This window comes from Chromobacterium alkanivorans, from assembly GCF_016937655.1.
Classification (GTDB): domain Bacteria; phylum Pseudomonadota; class Gammaproteobacteria; order Burkholderiales; family Chromobacteriaceae; genus Chromobacterium; species Chromobacterium alkanivorans.
This window is the reverse complement of sequence record NZ_JAFHKL010000010.1, coordinates 67,897-86,660: the sequence shown is the minus strand read 5'-3', so window position 1 is coordinate 86,660 and position 18,764 is coordinate 67,897. Positions and strand designations below refer to the sequence as shown.

Genomic DNA, 18,764 nt, shown 5'->3' with positions numbered 1-18,764 from the left:
TCAGCCCTTCAGCGGTACAAGCAAGTTGGCGGATTGGCCGGCAGCGGGGCCGTCGCGCCGGGTGAGCTCGAGGTCGACGAACAGCTCGGAGGCCTCCTCGCCTGTTTGCAGCTGCACGCGCGCCAGCTCGACACGCGGTTCCCAGGCGCTGATCGCCATCACGGTGGCGGCCATCACCTGCATGCGGGTTTTGCCGTTGAGCGGCTTGTCGAGCAGATCCGGGATCAGGCTGCCGACCTCGCGGCGCATCACGCGGCTGCGCAGCGGTGTGGTCAGGATCTTGCGGATGCTCTGGCGGATGTGGTCCAGGTCGGATAGTTGTTGCCCGGTGCTGGCGTTCAGGCCGATGTAGCGTGCGGTCATTGCGGTCCTCCGGTGGTGCCGCCGATGCTGTCGGTATGGTGGTGGCCGTCCTGCAGGATCTCGGCCGAGGTGAACGAGCCGCCGCTGTGGCTGAAGTCGCCCTGGTGCTCGATCGAGCCGCGGATCACAGTGCCGCCACCCGCACCCCCCTGGCCAGACATGCCGGCCATGTAGGTGAGCAGCGACTTGAGCAGGGTCTCGCCGTCGACGGTGAGCTTGCCCATGATGTGAACGTTGCCGGTGAACTCGCTTTCCGGGCAGTCCACCGTGCACTTCTCGGACGCCTCGACCAGCGCGGTCTTGATGCCGGTGGCCGCCAACGCGCCGGTGGCGTGGTTGTAGGTGATGCGGGCACCGTCCGGGTAAACGCGGACATGTTCGTCCGGGCTGCTGGACGGGGCCGGGTGGGCGTCGGAAAACAGGCCGACCAGGGCAAAGCCGGTGGCCGGGTCGCCACTCGGGCTGAAAAACACGCATTGTTCGCCCTTGGTCGGCGGATCCCAATCGCGGGTGTCGCCGGCGCGCAGCGTCACCCACGGCCGCCAGGCCGAGGTCAAACCGCCGGATTGCACGCGCACACGTGGCGGCGCCATCTGCACGTCGGCGATGGTGCCATAGCGGATCAGGCTTTCCAGGCGGCGGGAAATGTCGGCGAAATCTTCCATGCGGCGAGTGTGCCGCGCGCGTGGGGCGCTGTGGTGGGCGGCTCGTCGTGCCGGTTGCCGGCACAACGGGAAACGGATGTCAGCCAGCCAAATGCTTGATGGCGGCGTCGCTGACGGCCTCGATGTCGGCCTCGGTGAAGCCGAGCAGCTGGCGCGCCGGGTACTGCACTTCAGGGCCGCCCTTCTGGGCGCGATCGCGCAGGCCGTACTGGTGGACGCGCGCGATGCGCTCCACCTCGCCAACGAAGCCGACCACGGCGGCGTTGGGCGAGGCCTCGGTCTTGAGGTACTTGGTGGTGCGCAGCTTGGCGAACATGGTGCGCCGGATCTTGCCCTTCTGGTCGCGCACCTGGGGCTTGCGCTGGGCAAAGGCGCTGCCGTCCGGGTTGAGCTGGTCGGCAATGCGGCGCTGCTGGCTCTGGCGCAGCTGCTTGGCGACTTCGCGCGCCAACTTGCGGCGGGCCTTGCCATCCATGTTGGCCAGCAGGCCGGCCAACTGGTCTTCATACCGTTGCACTGTCATCGATCAGCTCGCCGTTCTGGAAGATCTGCACGCGCTCGACCAGTGGGTAATCGCCAAGCTGCGGCTCGCCCAGGTGGGTGGCGGTCATGGTCGCGCCGTCGCCGGTCACCTGGACGCGCTCGGTCAGCTTGAGCTGCAGGCGCAGGTCGTAGGCCTGGTGGTTGAGAATCTCGGCTTCGAAGGTGATCGCCTCCTTGGCCTTGTCCGGGTTCTGCAGCAGTGCCGGCTCGTTGGCGCGGATCCATTGCAGCAGCGGGATCATCACCGTGTCCGGGTGGTTGGCGAAGTCGAGTAGGCCGATGGTCAGCGTGTAGCGGTATTCGAACGACGGCTTGCCCAGGCTGGCGGCGATCTGGCCAGCTTCAATGAACATGACCAGGCGGTCGGGATCCTTGGCAAGGTAAGGCAACGCCGCCTCGATGGCGGCGCGCAAGCTGGCGGGCTTGTTCATCGGCGGCAGGCCTTCTCATAGTCGGACTGGCACGGCGTGCAGCGAGTGCAGCCGGCCACCTTTTCACGGCGCAGCGGCGGGATTTCATCGCCGCAATCTTCGCAGTGGCTAAGGCTGTTGCCTTGGGCGCGGCTGGCGGTGGCTTGGCGGGCCAGCGCTTCTTCGCGCTGGCGCTGCTCCAGTTCCTGTGCGCGGTCAAAGATGTCGGTCATGGGCGTTGGCTCGCGGTGCGTTGCTGGCAGGCGGCGACGGTGTCCACCTGAGCAGCGCAGGTTTCAAGGGCTTGGCGGGTTTCCAGCAGGCTTTGCGCCAGCTGGCGGTTGGTCTTCGGGCTGCCGGCCGGCTGTTGGCAGGCCACCACCGGCGGGCAGGGTTGCAGCACGATCGGGCGGGCCGGCTGGATCGCCTGCGGCTTGGGTGGTGTCGAGCAGGCGGGCAATAGCAGCAGGCAGGCGAGTATCGCCCCAGCGTTTAGCGTCTTGGTCTTCATTGAGGATGGCTTCCAGTTTGGCGGCGCGGGCCGTCGCGTTGCGGGTGATGGTGTCCAGGCGCTGCAGCTGGGCTTTGACGTCTTCGGCCTGTTGGCGGTTGATGGTGGTCAGCTCGCCGATCTGCCCATCCTTGGTTCCGATGGTCAGCTGCGCCGTGTCCAGCTGGACGCTGAGGGCGTCGCGCTGGGTGTTGGAGGCGTTGAGCTGCAGCTGCAGCTGGGTGTTGGCGCTGCGCTGCTGCCAGATGGTGAGGGCGGCGCCGGTAGCCAGCAGCGAGAACAACAGGATAGCCAGCCAGCGCAGGTTGTCGCGGATCCAGTTCATGCCTTTTTCCTTTCCAAGCCAGCCAGGGCGAGTTCTTCGTCGGTCAGCTTGCGGATGTCGCGCGCAATGATCAGGATCTGCTTGCCCGGATGTAGTCGGGCGATGGCTTCGGCGAGCTGGCGCAGGGTGTCCGGGTCGGTGTCGGCCGGCATCTTGAGGAGGTCGCCGTCGGCCAACGGCAGGTACTGGAGCTGGTCGAGCTTCATGCGGCCAGCCTTTCTGCCGCTGCGTAGGCGGCGGCCAGCTTGGCGTCGTAGAGGTTCTCCTTGTACGCGGGGCCGTTGTAGAGGCGGGCGAACTCGGCCCACTTCTTGGCCTTCAGCGCCTTGGACAAGGCGGGGTCCAGCAGCACGTAGCGCACGAAGGCATCGAGCTGGTTGGCCTCGCTCGCCATCATCGCCCGCTGGAAGTCTTCCGCGTCGGCGTAGCCCAGAGCGGCCCAGTGGTAGCCCATCACCTGGAACATCCCCCAGCTGCAGGCCTCGACCGCGATCTGCTGGCTGGTGATGCTGCGCAGGTTGTCGAAGCGCGCCCACTCGGCCGAGCCGCCGGCGTAGCCGCCGCGCTTCGGGTTGATCAGGTTGCTGTAGCGCGATGCCATCACGTCGACCGGCATGCCGGCTTCCTTGCCCTGGCGGTAGGCAATATGGCGTTCGAGCAGGATGGCCGGGCGGCCATCGTCCAGGAAGCCGGAGCCGCGCGACTCCACGGCGTTGACGGCCTTGACGCAGGCCAGCGGCACGCCAAGCCGATCGGCGGCCGCGACCAGGTCGGCCTCGCACATGCGCCGGGTGTCCTGCTGCCCGCGCAGGGCTTCTTGGGTCTTGACGCCGACGATCCCGTCGACCACCAGGCCGGCGCGGCGCTGCACGGTGGCGACGGCGGCCTCGGTGGCGTCGCCGAACCAGCCGTCGACGTCCAGCTTGGCGCCGTGGCTGTTGAGGGTACGCTGCAGCTCTGCGACGGCGCTGCCGTGGTCGCCTTTCTTGATGGTTACAGCCATTTTTCTCTCCGAAGCAGGCGAAGGATCAGGGACTGGCGGTTGCTGCTGGTCGGGCGGAACAACTCGACCACGTTGCCGCTAACCGAGAACAGCGCGGCGGCCAGCACCAGGTTGATCAGCAGCTGCGCCCAGCCGATGGCGTCGGGCTTCTTGAGCAGCGTGGTGATGGCCAGCGCGGCGAAGGCCACGATCAGCAGGTACGCCAGGGCGCTGGCCCACGGCCGGTGGCTGGCGTCGCCGCGCGTGAACAGGATCAGGCGCAGGCAGCACGCAATGCACAGCAGCGCGTTGACGATGTCGAGGTGCAGCGTCATTTGCCGCCTCCTTTCAGGCCGGACAGCAGGTCAGCCGTGTCGGCCTTGTTGATCAGGCGGATCAGCACCTTGATCACCAGGGCCGAGGCGAGCAGCGCGCCGACGCCGGCGGACACCTGCACGCGCTGGGGCAGGAGGGTGGCCAGCAGCGCCGAGGCCATCGGCGCGGCGATCAGACCGGCGACGAAGGCCAGCGCCAAGAAGGCCAGCTTCTTGAGGGTGCCCAGCTCGTTGCTGGACATGACGAACACGGCCGCGCCGGCGAAGGCGCCGAGGACAGCGCCGGCGTCCAGTCCAGGAAACAGGGCCAGCAGGCTGGCGCCGGTTACAGCAACGGTGGCGGCGGAGGTGGAAGCGGGTTCTGCCATTTTCAGTCCCAAAGGTTGACCAGCTGCTGGGTGGTTTCAGCTGGTTCGGTTGTTAAATCGGGCAAGGTGACCGGCGTGCCGATCGGCAGCACCGGGCCGATGTCGGCGAGGCCGGGGTTGGCCGCATAGACCGCCTCGGTAATGCCGGCGGTGCGGCCGTAGTGGCGGTGGCAGATCAGGTCGACGGTGTCGCTTTGCATGGCGGTGATGCGCATCAGATCAGCTCGATGGTGCTGCGGCCGCGGCCGACGATGTCGCAGATGGCCCAGCGGCCGTCGCGGCGCAGGTCGTCGACGGTGGTGTCGAGCTCGTCCGCCTGCTTGTGGCCGGCGGCCGTGCTGTCAAAGCTGCGGTAACGCTCGGTCAGGTTGGCGGCGGCCAGACACTGCACGGCGCGCTGCCAGCGCTGCACCTGGATCGATTGGCCGTCGATCTCGTCAGCCAGCACGTCGGCCAGGCTGGCGTAGCCGGCGGTCAGCTGGCTGCGGCGCCATTCGGCCAGCTGGCTGTTGACGCTGGCGATCGCCTCGATCAGCGCACCGCGCAGGCGCTCGGCGGTCACGGTGCCGTCCAGCCGCATGGCGGCGCGGGTGGCGACCGGGTCGAGCTCGGGCCAGAAGCTGCCGGAACGGATCGGCTCGCCGTCGATCTGGCTGCCGCTGGCGGGCGGGGTTGCGGGTTGGATCAGCATGTCGGCTCCATGTGGGGGCGGTGGAGGGGGCTTTGATCAGACGGTGCTGTCGCCGCCCCCTGCCGCCCTGGTGCGCGGGGTACGCTCGGTTAACCGCCGGTGGCGGTGTTGTTCTTGATGGCCTTTTCGATGCGCTCGATGTCTTTCACCACGCCGACCTTGTCGTGCAAAGCCTTGGCGCGGGTGAGGTTGGCGAGTGCGGCGGCCGGGTCGGATGGCTCCTGCAGCAGGCCCAGCTCCTTGTGCAGCTTGGCGCGCACCTGGTCGTGCATGTCTTCTGCTTCGGTGAGTGCCTGGCAGCGCTGCAGGATGGAGATGTCGAAGGGCTGCTTGCCGTCGCGGGCGCGTTTGGCGGCGTCGGCCACCTCTTCCACCAGCGTGGTGGCCGTAGTGCGCTGGTAGCGATCGGGCATGACGAGCTGGTACGGCAGAGCGTACTCGGCGATATCAAGCGCGCCGTTGTAGTCGCCGGCGTCGATGCGCCACAGCATTACCGTCATCAGCACATCGTCCTGGGCGCCTTTGCCGGCGGCGATGGCACCTTCCACCCACGGGGCGTAGTCGGGCAGCAGCTTGCGCTTGAGTTCCGCCTTGGCTTCCATGGACTGGACGTCCTTGAGGCGTCGGCGGTCTTCAGCGAGCTTGAGCAACATCAGCTCGTAGGCGCTGGCGTTTTCGAGCGGTTGGTTGTCATCCGCTGCCGAGGCCGAAGCCTGGGCAGCGGTGACCCGCAAGTAGTGTCTGCGTGCGGGCGTCGTCATGGATTACACCAGTTCGATGTTTTCGATCAGCGCAGCGCAGCCGTAGTCCTCGAGCACGAAGGCATCGTTGCTGGACTGGAAGGTTTCGATGCGGTCGCGCTTCGGGTTGTCCAGCACGCTGCGGCGCTGGCTACCTTCCTGGTAGTAAACCGACAGGTTGTCGAGGCGAGTAATGAGGATGGCGTTGGCCGGGAAGTACGGAACCTGTACCGCCTGCAGGTTGCCGATACGCTTCTGGCTGGTGATCAGATCCTGGGCGGCCTTCTGTTCGGTCGGCGCCTGGATGGTGTTGACCAGCGGGAAGTATTTGTCAGCCATCAGTTGGCGTCCGGTGATGGCTACCAGCTGGGTATCCTCGCGGAACCACGGTTCGATCAGGTCGTTGACGGCGTCGAACACCACGGCGTCCAGCGTCTTGTAGTCGCCGGTTGCACCGACCTTGACCTTGCCGGAGGCGGCGACGACTTCCTTCAGCCAGCGCTGCGGCGCGTTGTCGCGGATCTTCTGCAGCCAGCCCTTGTTGACGTCCTGCAGCAGCGGGTTGGCGACACGGTTGCTGGTCGCGGCGCGACTGGTGCCGTTGAAGCCGATCATCATGCGATCGAGGGCGATGCGTTGGATGATGGCGTCGCGCAGGCGGGTCTGGAAGTCCGGGAACTTGGCCCAGGCGTCCAGGGTGGCGTACTTGAGATGGGTGTCGTAGTTGGTCTGCTCGCAGCGGTAAGTCGAGCCAGTAAGCGACAGTACGTCACGGGTAGAACGTTCGGCGGCATCAGTGTCCTGAGTGCCGGCGATCGGGCCGGAGATGCCGAGCCCAAGCGCCTCGCCTTCCTGTTCGCTGACACCCATCATGTTGATGGACTGCAGGAAGGCACTGGATTCCTGCACCTTGGTTTCGAGCGTCTGCTGCACGCTCGGCGTCACCGAGAACTTGCTGATGACGGCATCAACATCGACGCCGTTCAGCTTGGCGATCGCGGCCAGGTAGGCGTTGTACTGCAGGCGGGTTGTATTGCGCATGTGTGGCTCCGGGTGATGTTCGTTGGACGGTTAGCAGTCGGTGGTGATGGCGCCCGAGCCGCCCGGCGTGCGGTCGCGCGGCGGGGTGTTCGGCTGCTGGCTGAGGGTCTGCACCAGATCGGTGTGATCTGCGGAGAGCTTCTCCAACTGCTCTTTCAGCGCCTTGCTTTCGGCCAGGCCTGCGGACAGCGCGGCGAACTGCTCCAGCAGGCCCTTTTGGCTGTCGGCGATCACTTCGACCGCTTGCTGGATCTCGCTGAAGTTGGCATCGGTGGTTTTCTTGGCGCCACCGAGCAGGGTCTTGATCTTGGAGCTGAAGCCTTCCAGCAGCGCCTTGCTGGTCTGCTCGTCTTCCATCTCGAGGGTGAATTCAACCGCTTCGGAAAACAGGTTGTCCGGTTCAGCCTTGCGCTTGGCCAGCGGGCTTTTCTTGGCAGTGGCGCTGAACTGCAGCATTTCGGTGCCGAGGCTGGCCGGGTCGTCGGTGACAGCCAAGCCGACCAGGTAGGCCTCACCGGTATCGGCGAATTTCGGGTTGATCTCGCAGGAGGTGTAGACCTTTTGGCGGTCTTTGGTCGTGATCTTGACCAAGTCTTCGGTCGGGTCGATGACGGCATACAGGCGCAGCTTGCCGTCGTCACCTTCTTCAGTGCTCAGGGAAAGCACATCGCCGTAACGCTTGAACGGGCTATCCGGGGTGACGCCCTTGATGTGTTCCAGGTTGACGCGGGCGCCGTAGAGCTTCGGGCTGTAGTTCTTGGCCATTTGCTCCAGATGCGCGCGTTCGATGACACGGCCATCGGTGGTGGCGCCTTCGGTGGCGATGCAGAATTTTTTGGACTTGCCTGCCATGTGCGGTTCCTTTTGCGGGTTTTCCGTGGGCTGTTCGGGAGAGATGCGCCCATGCTGAAACCCTAAAGACCGCCGCTCAACAGGTGCCGGTTGTGGCGCTGGCGCGCACAACAATGGCTAGACCGCGGGGCTCTGCGCGCGCGGCAGACTGGCGGGCATGAGCGATATCACCCCACCGCAAGCAGTCGATCTGGATCCGCGCCGCGCTGCCCGTGCCCTGTACTGGCAGGGCTGGCGCATCGCGCGCATTGCCGAGCATCTGGGCGAGAAACCGGCCACAATTCACAGTTGGAAGCGGCGCGACGCCTGGGACGAGTCGGACCCGACCGAGCGCATCGCGTCGACGATCGAGGCGCGGCTGCAGCAGCTGATCCTGAAGGACAACAAGGAAGGCAAGGACTTCAAGGAAATCGACCTGCTAGGGCGACAGGTCGAGCGCATGGCGCGAGTCGGCAAGTACCAGGAGACCGGGCGCGAGGTCGACCTCAATCCAAAGATCGCCAACCGCAATGCGGCGCCGAAGCGACAGCCTGAAAAGAACGCGATCAGCGAGGAGCAGCAGAAGCTGCTCGAGGAGGCCTTCCTCGACCGGATGTTCGACTACCAGAAGCACTGGTATCGGGCCGGCATGGTCGAGCGGATCCGCAATATCCTGAAGAGCCGCCAGATCGGCGCGACCTACTATTTCGCCCATGAGGCGCTCATCGATGCGCTGAAGACCGGGCGCAATCAAATCTTCCTGTCGGCCTCGAAGGCTCAGGCGTTCCAGTTCCGCAGCTACATCGTCGACTTCGCCAAGGAAGTGGCGGATGTGGAGCTCAAGGGCGAGGTGATCAAGCTGCCCAACGCCGCCGAGCTGATGTTCCTCGGCACCAACAGCCGCACCGCCCAGGGCCGCCACGGCAACCTGTACGTGGACGAGTATTTCTGGATTCCGCGCTATCGCGAGCTGAAGAAGCTGGCCAGCGGCATGGCGTCACAGAAGCAGTACCGGATGACGTACTTCTCGACGCCGTCGGCGATGAGCCACGAAGCGTACCCGGTGTGGACCGGCGAGGCCTTCAACAAGGGCCGGCCGAAAGCTGAACATATCCGACTGGACATCAGCCACGATGCGCTGATGGCCGGACTGAGGTGCCCGGATGGCCAGTGGCGCCAGATCGTGACGATCCTCGACGCGCTGGCGGGCGGGTGCAACCTGTTCGACCTGGAGCGGTTGAAGCTGGAGAACAGCCCGGAAGAGTTCGCGCAGCTGTTCATGTGCATGTTCATTGACGATGGCGCTTCGGTCTTCGGCTTCAGCCAGATGCAGCGTTGCATGGTTGACAGCTGGGAGGTGTGGGAGGACTGGAAGCCGTTCGCACAACGGCCGTTCGGCAACAAGCCGGTGTGGGTGGGCTACGACCCGAGCAATACCGGCGACAGCGCGGCGCTGGTGGTGCTGGCGCCGCCGGCGGTGCCGGGCGGCAAGTTCCGCATCCTGGAGCGCCACCAGTTCAAGGGGGCGGACTTCGCCGGCCAGGCTGAGTTCATCCGCCAGACCTGCAGCCGCTACAACGTGACCTATATCGGGATCGATACCTCTGGGCTCGGCGTTGGCGTGTATCAGCTGGTCAAGCAGTTCCGGCCGGATGCGGTGGCCTTCACCTACAACGTCGAGCTGAAAACGCGGATGGTGCTGAAGGCGCTGGACGTGATCAGCAACGGGCGCCTGGAGTTCGACGCCGGCAGCACCGATATCGCGGCCAGCTTCATGGCGATCAAGAAGACCCTGACGCCATCTGGCCGTCAGGTCACCTACCAAGCGGGCCGGTCGGAAGAGACCAGCCATTCCGACATCGCATGGGCAACCATGCACGCCCTTTTCAACGAACCGCTGGAGGGGGCGACTACGGCCAACTCCGGTTTCATGGAGATTTACTGATGGCCAAGCGTCGCCGTTTTAATTCGAACCAGGGAGGCCATCCGGAAGCGCTGGTCTCCCGCGCGGATAACGTCCAGGCGTTCACCTTCGGCGATCCGACGCCGGTGCTCGATCGGCGCGAGATTCTGGACTATGCCGAGTGTTTGAACGCCGGCCGCTGGTACGAGCCGCCGATTAGCTGGGAAGGCCTGGCGCGCAGCTGGCGCGCGTCGGTGCATCACAACAGCGCCATCGCGGTGAAGCGCAACGTGCTCACCAGCACGTTCAGGCCGCACAAGCTGCTGAGCCGGTCGGCGTTCCAGCAGCTGGCGCAGGATTATCTGGTGTTCGGCAACCTGTATTGTGAAAAGGCCGTGAACCGGCTGGGCGGGGTCCTGGCGTTGGATCCGGCGCCGGCCAAGTTCGTGCGCCGCGGCACGGATCTGTCCCGCTACTGGTGGGTGCCGAGCTGGAATCAGGAGCGCGAGCTCGGCGAGGTGTTCCACCTGCTCGAGCACGATATCAACCAGGAGGTGTACGGCCTGCCCGAATATCTGGCCGCGCTGAATAGCGCCTGGCTGAACGAGTCGGCGACGCTGTTCCGGCGCAAGTATTATCTCAACGGATCGCACGCCGGCTTCATCCTGTACATGACTGATGCGGCGCAGAACCCCGACGACGTCGACGCGATGCGCAAGGCGCTCAAGGACAGCAAGGGGCCGGGCAACTTCCGCAATCTGTTCATGTACGCGCCCAACGGCAAGAAGGACGGCATCCAGATCATCCCGATCAGCGAGGTTGCCGCCAAGGACGAGTTCTTCAACATCAAAAACGTGACGCGCGACGATGTGCTGGCCGCGCACCGGGTGCCACCGCAGCTGATGGGGATCATCCCAAGCAACACCGGCGGGTTCGGGGATGCGGGCAAGGCGGCGCGGGTGTTTTACGAGAACGAGATCCTGCCGCTGCAGGCGCGCTTCCAGGAGCTCAACGACTGGATCGACGAGGAGGTGGTCACCTTCGGACCATACGCGCTCGCTGACGCCGCTGCCTAGCCAGTCACCCCGGACCACCAGCCACCACAGGCCGCCCACGGGTGGCCTTTCTGCTGCCCGCTGCGGCCATCCTTGCGGCCGTCCCCACCACTGCGGCGGCGATCCACCCCCTGCCAGCCCACGACCACCCCTGCCTGCACCCAGCGCGCGCCGTCATGACCCCGCCACGCCCCCGCGCTTCATGTGTGGGAAAACGTGCAGCTGCATGATCCAGCCGGAAAGCCCGCCAGCCGTGTCTTTTCCGGGTCGTACTTCCATCAAAAAACCTTGCGGAATCATGCACCCATGCACTTGCAGTCATGTCGTCATTCCCCTGAAAAAGGATGGGGCAGTTGAGAAAAGGTAACGTGGGTAATGTCCTGTCCATCTTCGATATAACTTCATGATTTAAAAAGACAATAAAGATTACCCCTAGTAGGTAATTAGAGGTAACACAAAAGGTAATCACGCCATAAGTCATTGATATTTAACGAACATCCAATTTGTATAAATGACTAATCTAAAAGGTAATCTGATTACCTTACTATTACCTATAAATTACCTTTTCCCATTTGTCTTAACGCCTTGTCTGTATTGGCTTTGCTGGCTGTTCGGCCTTGCATGTTACCTTGGTTACCTTTTTTTTAGCCCCAACCGACTTGGCGAAAAATTCTTGACCCTCGTGATGCGCAAGCGCACGCGTATAACGTGCATGAAAACCTCTCGCGCATGAAAAAGCCCCGATCGCTCGGGGCTTGCATGGGTATGTCACCACTGTCATTCGCTGCCTTTTATCTCCCTGGCCATCTCCTTCAGCCTTGGCAGCAGGATCGACTCCAGCAGCTTCTGCTTGCTCTTGGCGGTGCTGTGCTTGAACACGAAGTCCAGCTCCTGGAACACGGCCGGCGTGCAGCGGAACAGCACGCCCTCGGACAGCTTCCCGCCCTGGTCGTACTCCGGCGCTGAGATGATCTTCAGTGGCACATCAGCTGCTGGCGCATCTGCGGCCGGCGCTGTTTCGTGCGCGTCGGCGCCGGCGGTAAAGCGTGCCAGCGCTTCCGGATCCACAGGCTGGCCACCTGCGGCCGCCAGCCCTCGTTTAAAGCGATTGCCTGTCATTCAACCTCCCCGAAAATCTCATTGGCCAGCAGCTGGATTTCAGCGCGGGCCTTGCCGTTGTCCATCTCCACTACGCCGCGTCCCTCCAGAAGCGCGTCACGATATACCTTGCGATCGCGCACGATGCTGCTGGCCAGCTCGATCTCTTGGTAGTCGGCCAGCAGCTCACGAGCGTCGGCCACCTCGGTGATGATCGGGTTGGTCGGTGCCCTGGTGATTACCGCCTTCACTGCAAGAGCCGTGTTCATCGCCTTGGCCATGCTGATCACCTCGCTCATGTGGTCCAGCGTTTCCAGATCTGCAATGCTCGCCTGGATCGGCATCAGCAGCATGTCGGCCGCCACCATGGCCGAGCGCAGCTCTTTGCTGTCGCGGCCGCCGGCGTCCACGATCACCAGCTCGTAGCGCTTGGCCAGATCCTTGGCCGTGGCGTACACCTCGCCGGTCTTCTGTGCGCAATGGATGGCCTGCAGGCTGGCGTCGTTGCGCCTGGCCATCCACTTGCTGGCTGTCCCTTGCGGGTCAGCGTCCAGCAGCATCACGTCGATGCCGCGCTTGGCCATCACCACCGCGAGGTTGCTGCCGATGGTGCTCTTGCCCGCACCGCCCTTTTCACCGCCTACCAATAAGATCATAGGATATTCTCCGCTATGATATGAAATCATACGATACGATATGATATCACGTGATATCAAAAGAAAGGACGGACAGGCGCATTAACCTGGTACAGGCCTGCACGCAGAACAATGTTCACGCCGCGCATGCCCTCGGCCAGCTTCTGGCGGGCGTAGGTAATGGCTTCTGCTTGGTTCGGGAAGGCTGCAAGTTGGCGTAGCAGCAGGTTGGAAACGATAGTCGGCATGATGGCCTCCTGAGGATTTAGGAAGTCCACCCGAAGCGGGGTGGGGGCGCTCCTACGGCCTCAGACCGCCGGGGCATTGCTGCTACCCGACACCCCCCTTGATCGACTTGCCCGCGTGCTCAGGCGCACGTTGGCCGAAAGAAGGCGCAAAAAATCCGCGTGACAGACGCGGGGCACTGCTGAGGCTTTAGGAGCCTCAATACTAGCTGTAGATAAGCAGCATATCAATAGTGTCGGTAAAAATGACGGTATCAAAACAAAACAATAACCACACATCCTTTTATTTACAGCAACTTATATGACACAGTAAATAATCGAGTGGGAATAAGCCCCCCCCCCCTCTCAACCCCGGCCCGAAGCCGGGGTTTTTTCTTGCCCGCATCCGGCGCAATTTATGCCGTTAAAATGCAATTGACTATCGCCACATTTCCCGACACGCGCTAAACTGGCGGCATGTTTGCCATACCGCCATATTCGCATTGCCTTAAGCAGATCCGAGCCCCGCGGCCAGCCGCCGTCGGCGCGCGTTGAATCCGACTTCAGACCTCCTCCGTCGCCATTCCCGAACCGTCATGAACGCCATCGCCACGCCTGCCGCCGCACTTTCACGCTCCGACTACCGCACCCTGGGACTGGCCGCGCTGGGCGGGGCGCTCGAAATCTACGACTTCATCGTCTTCGCCTTCTTCGCCGCCACGCTCAGCCAATTGTTCTTCCCGCCGCAGATGCCGGAATGGCTGCGCCTGCTGCAAACCTTCGGCATTTTCGCCACCGGCTATCTGGCTCGTCCGCTGGGCGGCATGCTGATGGCCCATTTCGCCGACCGCCTGGGCCGCAAGCGCATGTTCAGCCTCAGCATGCTGATGATGGCCGGCCCCTGTCTGCTGATCGGCCTGCTGCCCACCTATGCGCAGATCGGCTATCTGGCGCCGCTGCTGCTGTTATGCCTGCGGCTGCTGCAAGGCGCGGCGGTGGGCGGCGAAGTGCCCAGCGCCTGGACCTTTGTCGCCGAACACGCGCCGGCGCGTCACCGCGGCTACGCGCTGGGTCTGCTGCAAGCCGGCCTGACCATGGGCTACCTGTTGGGCGCGCTGACCGCCACCCTGCTGGCCGAAGTCTTCAGTCCGCAGCAAATGCAGGACTACGCCTGGCGCATCCCGTTCTTGCTCGGCGGTCCGCTGGGCCTGTTCGGCGTCTGGCTGCGCCGCTGGCTGAATGAAACGCCGGTGTTCCTGTCCCTGCGCGCTCAGCGGCAGCAGCGCGCCTACCCGCTGCTGGAAGTGCTGCGCGCGCACCGGAGCACGCTGCTGCCGGCCGCGCTGCTGACCTGCGTGCTGACCTCGGCCGTGGTGATTCCGGTCGTGGTCACCCCCACCTTGCTGCAACAGCACTTCGCCTGGCCGGCCAAGGACGCCTTCGCGCTGGGCAGCCTCGGCATCGTCTTCCTCAACATAGGCTGCGTGATCGCCGGCCGCGTCACCGACCGCGTCGGCCCGCTGCGCGGCCTGATCCTCTACAGCCTGTTGCTGCCCGTCGGCGTGGGCCTGCTCTACGCCAGCCTGATCGGCGGCTGGCGCTGGCCCGGACTCGCCTACGCCGCCGCCGGCCTGTGCTGCGGCATCGTAGGCGTGGTGCCCTCGGCGATGATCAGCCTGTTTCCCGCCGACATCCGCGTCTCCGGCATCGCCGTCACCTACAATATCGCCTATTCGCTGTGGGCCAGCGCCGCACCGCTGCTGCTGATCGCCGCCACGCCCTGGAGTCCGTGGATCTCGGCCTGGTTCAGCCTGGCCATGGGCGGCGTGGGTCTGCTCGCGGCCAGCCGTTTCCGCGCGCCTCGCGTTGCGCATTGGGAAAACGCCGCCTACGGCCGGATTTGACTCAGGCGAAACCGGCCAAATCCAGTGTTTGACGTCATTGGCCCAGCCTGATAGGTTCATGGTAGCCAGCTTGATTGCTGCACCGCGAGAGTCGTGCCTTCGCGGTATTTCCCATTCATTTTCACCAGGAGATCTTTATGTCCAATGCCGCTGCAATCGCCAAGGAAAAAGAGCAATTACTGGATGACGTGCGCCAGGTTCTGGTCAGCACCGAAGAGCTGATCGACGCCTCGCTGGACGACGGCAGCCAGAAAAGCAAGGAAATCCGCCAACGCGTCAACGAGAAGCTGAAGCTTGCCAAGGCCAAGTTGCTGGACGCCGAGCAAGTGGTGGTCGGCAAGGCCAAGGTCGCCGCCAAGGCGACCGATCAATACGTGCATGAAAACCCGTGGAAATCGATAGGCATCGCCGCCGGCGTCGCCTTCCTGCTGGGCATGCTGGTTTCCCGCCGCTAAGGCATGCCGCAACGCCAATCCCCGCCCCGTCCCGGCAGCCTGCGTTCCTTCGCCGGCGGGGTGGCTTCCCTGCTGCTGACCCGGGCCGAGCTGCTGTCGCTTGAAGCCCAGGAACTGAAAGACGACATCATCGGCAGCCTGTTCACCGGCATGCTGGCGCTGATTCTGATCGCCGTCGGCTTGATGGCGGGGCTGCTGCTGGTCTGGACGCTGACTCCGCCGACGCTGCGCGCCTGGGCGCTCGCCGCCTGCGCGCTGTTGTTCTGCGGCGCAGGCGTCTGGCTGGGCTTACGCCTGCGCCGACGCCTGCGCGAGCAAGGGCCGGCCTTCGCCACCACCTTGGAAGAGGTACGCAAGGACTGGGCGGCCCTGGGCGGAGGAGACGCGCCGTGAACCCAAGGGACCGCGCCATCAAGAAACAGCTGCTGGTGATGAAGGGGGAAGCGCTCAGAGTGAAGCTGCGCCTGGAACTGGACACCCTGCGCCGCCACCCTTTCGGCGCCGCCGGCGAAGGTTTGAAGGCCTGGGGCCGGCAGCGCGGCCTCGGCAAGATGCTGGCCGCGCTCGGCAGCCTACTGCCCCCCGGCGGAAGACTGCAATCCTGGCTTGGCACCGGCGCGCGGCTATGGGCCTTGTGGCAGCTGGGCCGCCGGCTCTGGCGCAATCGCTGATCAAGCCTGGACGTTCACGCCCGCGCCGGCCTCCGCCTCGACGTGGACCTGGACGTCCATCTCTCCATTCTCCGCCACCTCTCCGGTCGCCAGCATCTTCTCGATGCCGGCCATGTCCTTGTCCATCTCCTTCATCATCTTCCGGAGTTCCTGGTCGGCCTGCAGCTGACGCGTCTGCTGCTTGAGCCAGTTTTGCAGCTGCTTCAGCTTCATCATGATGTCCTGGATCACCCGGTCGCCGGCCACCGGATTGCCGCCGGCCTGCGGCTTGCCCTCGCTCGCGCTGGATACGCGGCCCTCGTCGCGGGCGGCCGTCCCGGCGTTCTTGTCGCCATTCGCGGCCGCAGCGTCGCCGCGCGCGCCGGCGGCGTCTCCCGCCTCGTCCTTGGCCTGCCGCGTTTCATCCTCGGCGGCGGCGGCTTGAGCCTGGACCTGGGCCGCGGCGCCGGAAACGTCCCCGCCGCCGTCCGCGGGCGCGGACTCGGCCGACGCGGCCGCGCTCGCCGCCGCCGCTTCGCCGCCCACGCTCACCGACATCGTCGAATCGGCGGCGTTCTGCGTCATGCTGGCCACCAGTTGCTTCAACTCCTTGACCGCGCGCGCCAGCTCCGCCGCCAACGCTTTCAGGCTGGCCTTGTCGCGGCCCGCCATCTGCGCCATCTGCAGCAACATGTCCACTTTCTTTTTCAGCATCGCCTTTTGCGTATCGTCCACTTCGGGCGAACGCTTGGGCAAGGGCCGCAAAGCGACTCTCAATTGCTGCATGAACTTGCCCAGGCCTTGCTGCAGGGAGGATTGCAGCTGCTGACGCGCCTGTTGCGCGGGGCCGGCCGGCCAGGGAGAGGGGTTTTCGACGCTCGTCCGGGCCGACGCGGGCTCGGCGGAAGAAGCTTGCGGCGCGCCGCCAGGCCGCTTGGCCTGGGAGAGCGCATAAGAAGCGGTGTAGGGCTTTATCACGGACATATAAGAAAAAACCTATGGTTATGACGTTCTATCGGCCGTGCAAAGGATTTCTTTACGCTAAAATCGACATCATGCAAGACAAACCCGTCCCGCCCGCTGAAACCATCGCAAGCCCCGCGCCGCTGGCCTCGCCCCCTCTGCCTCCCGCCGCCATCGCCTGGCTGGCCGAGATCGGCATCATCAACGCCGACGATCTGCGGCGACGCGGCCCGGTCCTGGCTTTTCTGCAATTGAAAAGCCGCGGACGCACCGCCACCCGCAAACTATTGTTCGCGCTGGAAGCCGCCTGTCGCGGCGTTCACTGGAACCAGCTCGGCGACGAGGCCAAAGACGCCTTGCTGCGGCAGCTCGCCGCGCACCCTCCCGTGGCCGCGCCGCCGCCCGACGCCGAGATCTCTCGTCATCTGGCCCTGGCCCTGGAGCTGGCCGCCCAGGCCGGCTTGGAAGGAGAGATTCCGGTGGGCGCCGTCGTCGTCCGGCAAGGCGAAGTGATAGGACGCGGCTACAATCAACCTATAGGCCGACGCGACCCCAGCGCTCACGCCGAAATCATGGCCATGCGCGACGCCGCCGGCCTGCTGGGCAATTACCGCCTGGACGGCTGCGATCTGTACGTGACGCTGGAACCCTGCCTGATGTGCAGCGGCGCCATCATGCACGCCCGCATCGCTCGCGTGATTTACGGCGCCCCGGACGCCAAGACCGGAGCCGCCGGCAGCGTGCTGGACGTGTTCGCCGACAGCCGCCTCAATCATCACGCCGCGGTGTTCGGCAAGCAGCAGGCGGACGCCTGCGCGCAACCGTTGACGGCGTTTTTCCAAACCCGTCGGAAAGGCTGATGCCATGCTGCGACTGATGCTCGTCCTGTCCTTGAGCGCGTCCGCCTTCGCCGCGGACGCGGACGAAGACGCCGCGCTGGCGATGGACCCCTTGGCGGCGGCGGCGTTCGCCGTCCAGCAGCAGTCCGCCGCCCCCTTGCTGGACACCCATCCCAATCCGCGCCATTACGGCGCGCCCTGGATTCTGGTCGGCGTGCGCAGCCAGACCTTGCTCCGCTACGACGGCTGGGGGCTGCTGCAGCGCGAATACCAGGTGTCCACCGCGCGCAAGGGCGTGGGAGAAGTCAGCGGCAGCTACCAGACGCCGCGCGGCTGGCATCGGGTCTGCGAGCGCATCGGCGCCGGCGTGGAGGCCAACACCATTATCTTCCGCCGCAAAGTGACGCCTTGGAAGTACACGCCGGAGCTGCACGCCCAGTATCCGAACAAGGACTGGATCCTCACTCGCATCCTGTGGCTGTGCGGCGAAGAGCCCGGAAAGAACCAAGGCGGCGAGGTAGACAGTTATAATCGAGCCATTTACATCCATGGAGCCGGAGACCACGTGCCCTGGGGCACCCCCAGCTCCCTCGGCTGCGTCCGCATGAAGAACCCGGACGTAATCGAACTATTCGACGCCACCGACAACGGCATTGATGTCCTGATTGATGAGAACGCCTGATGCACTCCGCGCTGACCCTGACCACCCCCGCCCTGCTGTTTCCCGCCATTTCCCTGCTGCTGCTGGCTTACACCAACCGCTTTCTAGGCCTGGCCGGCATCATTCGCAATCTGTACGAGGAGTACCGCGACAGCCAGGACCCCAAGATCCTGCGCCAGATCGGCAATCTGCGCACCCGCATCACCTTGATCAAATGGATGCAATGCCTGGGCATCGCCAGCCTGTTCCTGTGCACGGTGGCGATGTTTCAGGTCTACACCGGCTGGCAGGCCTGGGGGGAGCTGACTTTCGGCATCAGCCTGCTGTGCATGATCTGCTCGCTGGCGGTGTCGCTGATCGAGCTGCTGCGCTCGTCCGACGCGCTCAATATCCTGCTGTCCGATCTGCAGGCGGAATACGACAAGCGGCGCTGAGAAGCCGTCAACGATCCACCGCGCGTCGTCAGGCGCGGCGGACATTGAGGGGCCAAGAGCCTATTCAAAGTCTCGCGAGCAAAGGCGAGACAAACCGAAAACCAGCGAAAAAGCGGAATGTACGAGGGGTACATGAGC

Annotated in this window: 28 protein-coding genes; 9 read left to right on the top strand and 19 right to left on the bottom strand. The window is 64.4% G+C overall.

Annotated features, from left to right (window positions below):
• The 15 genes from JW897_RS17755 to JW897_RS17685 all read right to left on the bottom strand — a co-directional run bounded on the left by JW897_RS17755 (nucleotide 1) and on the right by JW897_RS17685 (nucleotide 7,826).
• Nucleotides 1-363, bottom strand: a complete 363-nt coding sequence (locus JW897_RS17755) for a GPW/gp25 family protein (protein ID WP_205467120.1) — start codon at nucleotides 361-363, stop codon at nucleotides 1-3.
• Complete coding sequence (locus JW897_RS17750) at nucleotides 360-1,028, bottom strand: phage baseplate assembly protein V (RefSeq protein ID WP_205467119.1); 669 nt, start codon at nucleotides 1,026-1,028, stop codon at nucleotides 360-362. Before JW897_RS17750 ends, JW897_RS17755 begins: the two co-directional genes overlap by 4 nt.
• 79 nt (nucleotides 1,029-1,107) lie before the next feature.
• Nucleotides 1,108-1,551 (bottom strand): phage virion morphogenesis protein, encoded by a 444-nt coding sequence (locus JW897_RS17745; RefSeq protein WP_205467118.1) that lies wholly within the window; start codon nucleotides 1,549-1,551, stop codon nucleotides 1,108-1,110.
• Complete coding sequence (locus JW897_RS17740; RefSeq protein WP_205467117.1) at nucleotides 1,532-2,002, bottom strand: phage tail protein; 471 nt, start codon at nucleotides 2,000-2,002, stop codon at nucleotides 1,532-1,534. Before JW897_RS17740 ends, JW897_RS17745 begins: the two co-directional genes overlap by 20 nt.
• A complete protein-coding gene (locus JW897_RS17735; protein ID WP_205467116.1) occupies nucleotides 1,999-2,214 on the bottom strand; it encodes a TraR/DksA C4-type zinc finger protein in 216 nt (71 codons plus the stop codon). The genes JW897_RS17740 and JW897_RS17735 overlap by 4 nt, the downstream gene beginning before the upstream one ends.
• The gene (gene lysC / locus JW897_RS24680) at nucleotides 2,211-2,492 is read right to left on the bottom strand and encodes an Rz1-like lysis system protein LysC (protein ID WP_420837270.1); all 282 of its coding nucleotides are present in this window, start codon (nucleotides 2,490-2,492) and stop codon (nucleotides 2,211-2,213) included. The genes JW897_RS17735 and lysC overlap by 4 nt, the downstream gene beginning before the upstream one ends.
• Before the next feature lie 321 nt (nucleotides 2,493-2,813).
• The gene (locus JW897_RS17725) at nucleotides 2,814-3,023 is read right to left on the bottom strand and encodes a hypothetical protein (RefSeq protein ID WP_205467114.1); all 210 of its coding nucleotides are present in this window, start codon (nucleotides 3,021-3,023) and stop codon (nucleotides 2,814-2,816) included.
• Nucleotides 3,020-3,820: an N-acetylmuramidase domain-containing protein gene (locus tag JW897_RS17720; RefSeq protein ID WP_205467113.1), complete on the bottom strand. Its 801-nt coding sequence runs from the start codon at nucleotides 3,818-3,820 to the stop codon at nucleotides 3,020-3,022. The genes JW897_RS17725 and JW897_RS17720 overlap by 4 nt, the downstream gene beginning before the upstream one ends.
• Entirely contained in the window at nucleotides 3,811-4,134 is a 324-nt protein-coding gene (locus tag JW897_RS17715) for a phage holin family protein (RefSeq protein WP_205467112.1), read from the bottom strand. The genes JW897_RS17720 and JW897_RS17715 overlap by 10 nt, the downstream gene beginning before the upstream one ends.
• A complete protein-coding gene (locus tag JW897_RS17710; protein WP_205467111.1) occupies nucleotides 4,131-4,502 on the bottom strand; it encodes a putative holin in 372 nt (123 codons plus the stop codon). Before JW897_RS17710 ends, JW897_RS17715 begins: the two co-directional genes overlap by 4 nt.
• Nucleotides 4,503-4,504: 2 nt before the next feature.
• Nucleotides 4,505-4,717 carry a tail protein X gene (locus JW897_RS17705; RefSeq protein WP_205467110.1) on the bottom strand — a complete coding sequence of 71 codons (213 nt, stop codon included), beginning with the start codon at nucleotides 4,715-4,717 and terminating at the stop codon, nucleotides 4,505-4,507.
• The gene (locus tag JW897_RS17700) at nucleotides 4,717-5,193 is read right to left on the bottom strand and encodes a head completion/stabilization protein (protein ID WP_205467109.1); all 477 of its coding nucleotides are present in this window, start codon (nucleotides 5,191-5,193) and stop codon (nucleotides 4,717-4,719) included. The genes JW897_RS17705 and JW897_RS17700 overlap by 1 nt, the downstream gene beginning before the upstream one ends.
• A gap of 89 nt (nucleotides 5,194-5,282) precedes the next feature.
• Entirely contained in the window at nucleotides 5,283-5,954 is a 672-nt protein-coding gene (locus tag JW897_RS17695) for a phage terminase small subunit (RefSeq protein WP_205467108.1), read from the bottom strand.
• Nucleotides 5,955-5,957: 3 nt separating this feature from the next.
• Nucleotides 5,958-6,974: a phage major capsid protein, P2 family gene (locus tag JW897_RS17690; RefSeq protein ID WP_205467107.1), complete on the bottom strand. Its 1,017-nt coding sequence runs from the start codon at nucleotides 6,972-6,974 to the stop codon at nucleotides 5,958-5,960.
• 30 nt (nucleotides 6,975-7,004) lie between these two features.
• Complete coding sequence (locus JW897_RS17685; RefSeq protein ID WP_205467106.1) at nucleotides 7,005-7,826, bottom strand: GPO family capsid scaffolding protein; 822 nt, start codon at nucleotides 7,824-7,826, stop codon at nucleotides 7,005-7,007.
• 157 nt (nucleotides 7,827-7,983) lie between these two features.
• On the opposite strand from JW897_RS17685, the gene JW897_RS17680 reads away from it, so the two are divergent.
• Together JW897_RS17680 and JW897_RS17675 are read left to right on the top strand one after the other, a co-directional pair.
• Nucleotides 7,984-9,750, top strand: a complete 1,767-nt coding sequence (locus tag JW897_RS17680; protein ID WP_205467105.1) for a terminase ATPase subunit family protein — start codon at nucleotides 7,984-7,986, stop codon at nucleotides 9,748-9,750.
• Nucleotides 9,750-10,784: a phage portal protein gene (locus JW897_RS17675; RefSeq protein ID WP_205467104.1), complete on the top strand. Its 1,035-nt coding sequence runs from the start codon at nucleotides 9,750-9,752 to the stop codon at nucleotides 10,782-10,784. The genes JW897_RS17680 and JW897_RS17675 overlap by 1 nt, the downstream gene beginning before the upstream one ends.
• 756 nt (nucleotides 10,785-11,540) lie before the next feature.
• On the opposite strand, the gene JW897_RS17670 is transcribed toward JW897_RS17675, so the two are convergent.
• The 3 genes from JW897_RS17670 to JW897_RS17660 are packed head-to-tail and all read right to left on the bottom strand — an operon-like array spanning nucleotide 11,541 to nucleotide 12,744.
• Nucleotides 11,541-11,882, bottom strand: coding sequence for a hypothetical protein (locus JW897_RS17670; protein ID WP_205467103.1), 342 nt, complete (start codon nucleotides 11,880-11,882; stop codon nucleotides 11,541-11,543).
• Nucleotides 11,879-12,517, bottom strand: a complete 639-nt coding sequence (locus tag JW897_RS17665; RefSeq protein ID WP_205467102.1) for a division plane positioning ATPase MipZ — start codon at nucleotides 12,515-12,517, stop codon at nucleotides 11,879-11,881. The genes JW897_RS17670 and JW897_RS17665 overlap by 4 nt, the downstream gene beginning before the upstream one ends.
• 56 nt (nucleotides 12,518-12,573) lie before the next feature.
• Nucleotides 12,574-12,744 carry a hypothetical protein gene (locus JW897_RS17660; RefSeq protein ID WP_205467101.1) on the bottom strand — a complete coding sequence of 57 codons (171 nt, stop codon included), beginning with the start codon at nucleotides 12,742-12,744 and terminating at the stop codon, nucleotides 12,574-12,576.
• Nucleotides 12,745-13,316: 572 nt separating this feature from the next.
• Between JW897_RS17660 and JW897_RS17655 the strand changes: the two genes are divergently transcribed.
• The 4 genes from JW897_RS17655 (at nucleotide 13,317) to JW897_RS17640 (ending at nucleotide 15,750) form a co-directional block, all read left to right on the top strand.
• Nucleotides 13,317-14,624, top strand: a complete 1,308-nt coding sequence (locus tag JW897_RS17655; protein ID WP_048415022.1) for an MFS transporter — start codon at nucleotides 13,317-13,319, stop codon at nucleotides 14,622-14,624.
• Between the two features lie 137 nt (nucleotides 14,625-14,761).
• Nucleotides 14,762-15,079 carry an ElaB/YgaM/YqjD family protein gene (locus JW897_RS17650; protein WP_048415023.1) on the top strand — a complete coding sequence of 106 codons (318 nt, stop codon included), beginning with the start codon at nucleotides 14,762-14,764 and terminating at the stop codon, nucleotides 15,077-15,079.
• A 3-nt stretch (nucleotides 15,080-15,082) separates the two neighbouring features.
• Nucleotides 15,083-15,472, top strand: a complete 390-nt coding sequence (locus tag JW897_RS17645; RefSeq protein WP_205467100.1) for a phage holin family protein — start codon at nucleotides 15,083-15,085, stop codon at nucleotides 15,470-15,472.
• Nucleotides 15,469-15,750, top strand: coding sequence for a hypothetical protein (locus tag JW897_RS17640; protein WP_048415025.1), 282 nt, complete (start codon nucleotides 15,469-15,471; stop codon nucleotides 15,748-15,750). The genes JW897_RS17645 and JW897_RS17640 overlap by 4 nt, the downstream gene beginning before the upstream one ends.
• Here JW897_RS17640 and JW897_RS17635 read toward each other — a convergent pair whose 3' ends face one another.
• Complete coding sequence (locus JW897_RS17635) at nucleotides 15,751-16,713, bottom strand: hypothetical protein (protein ID WP_205467099.1); 963 nt, start codon at nucleotides 16,711-16,713, stop codon at nucleotides 15,751-15,753.
• Nucleotides 16,714-16,784: 71 nt separating this feature from the next.
• On the opposite strand from JW897_RS17635, the gene tadA reads away from it, so the two are divergent.
• From tadA to JW897_RS17620, 3 genes are read left to right on the top strand one after another with little or no spacing between them, the layout of a single operon-like run.
• Nucleotides 16,785-17,552, top strand: a complete 768-nt coding sequence (tadA, locus tag JW897_RS17630; RefSeq protein WP_205467098.1) for a tRNA adenosine(34) deaminase TadA — start codon at nucleotides 16,785-16,787, stop codon at nucleotides 17,550-17,552.
• Between the two features lie 4 nt (nucleotides 17,553-17,556).
• A complete protein-coding gene (locus JW897_RS17625; protein WP_048415028.1) occupies nucleotides 17,557-18,213 on the top strand; it encodes a L,D-transpeptidase in 657 nt (218 codons plus the stop codon).
• Entirely contained in the window at nucleotides 18,213-18,626 is a 414-nt protein-coding gene (locus JW897_RS17620) for a DUF2721 domain-containing protein (protein WP_019104308.1), read from the top strand. Before JW897_RS17625 ends, JW897_RS17620 begins: the two co-directional genes overlap by 1 nt.
• Nucleotides 18,627-18,764 lie beyond the last annotated feature (138 nt).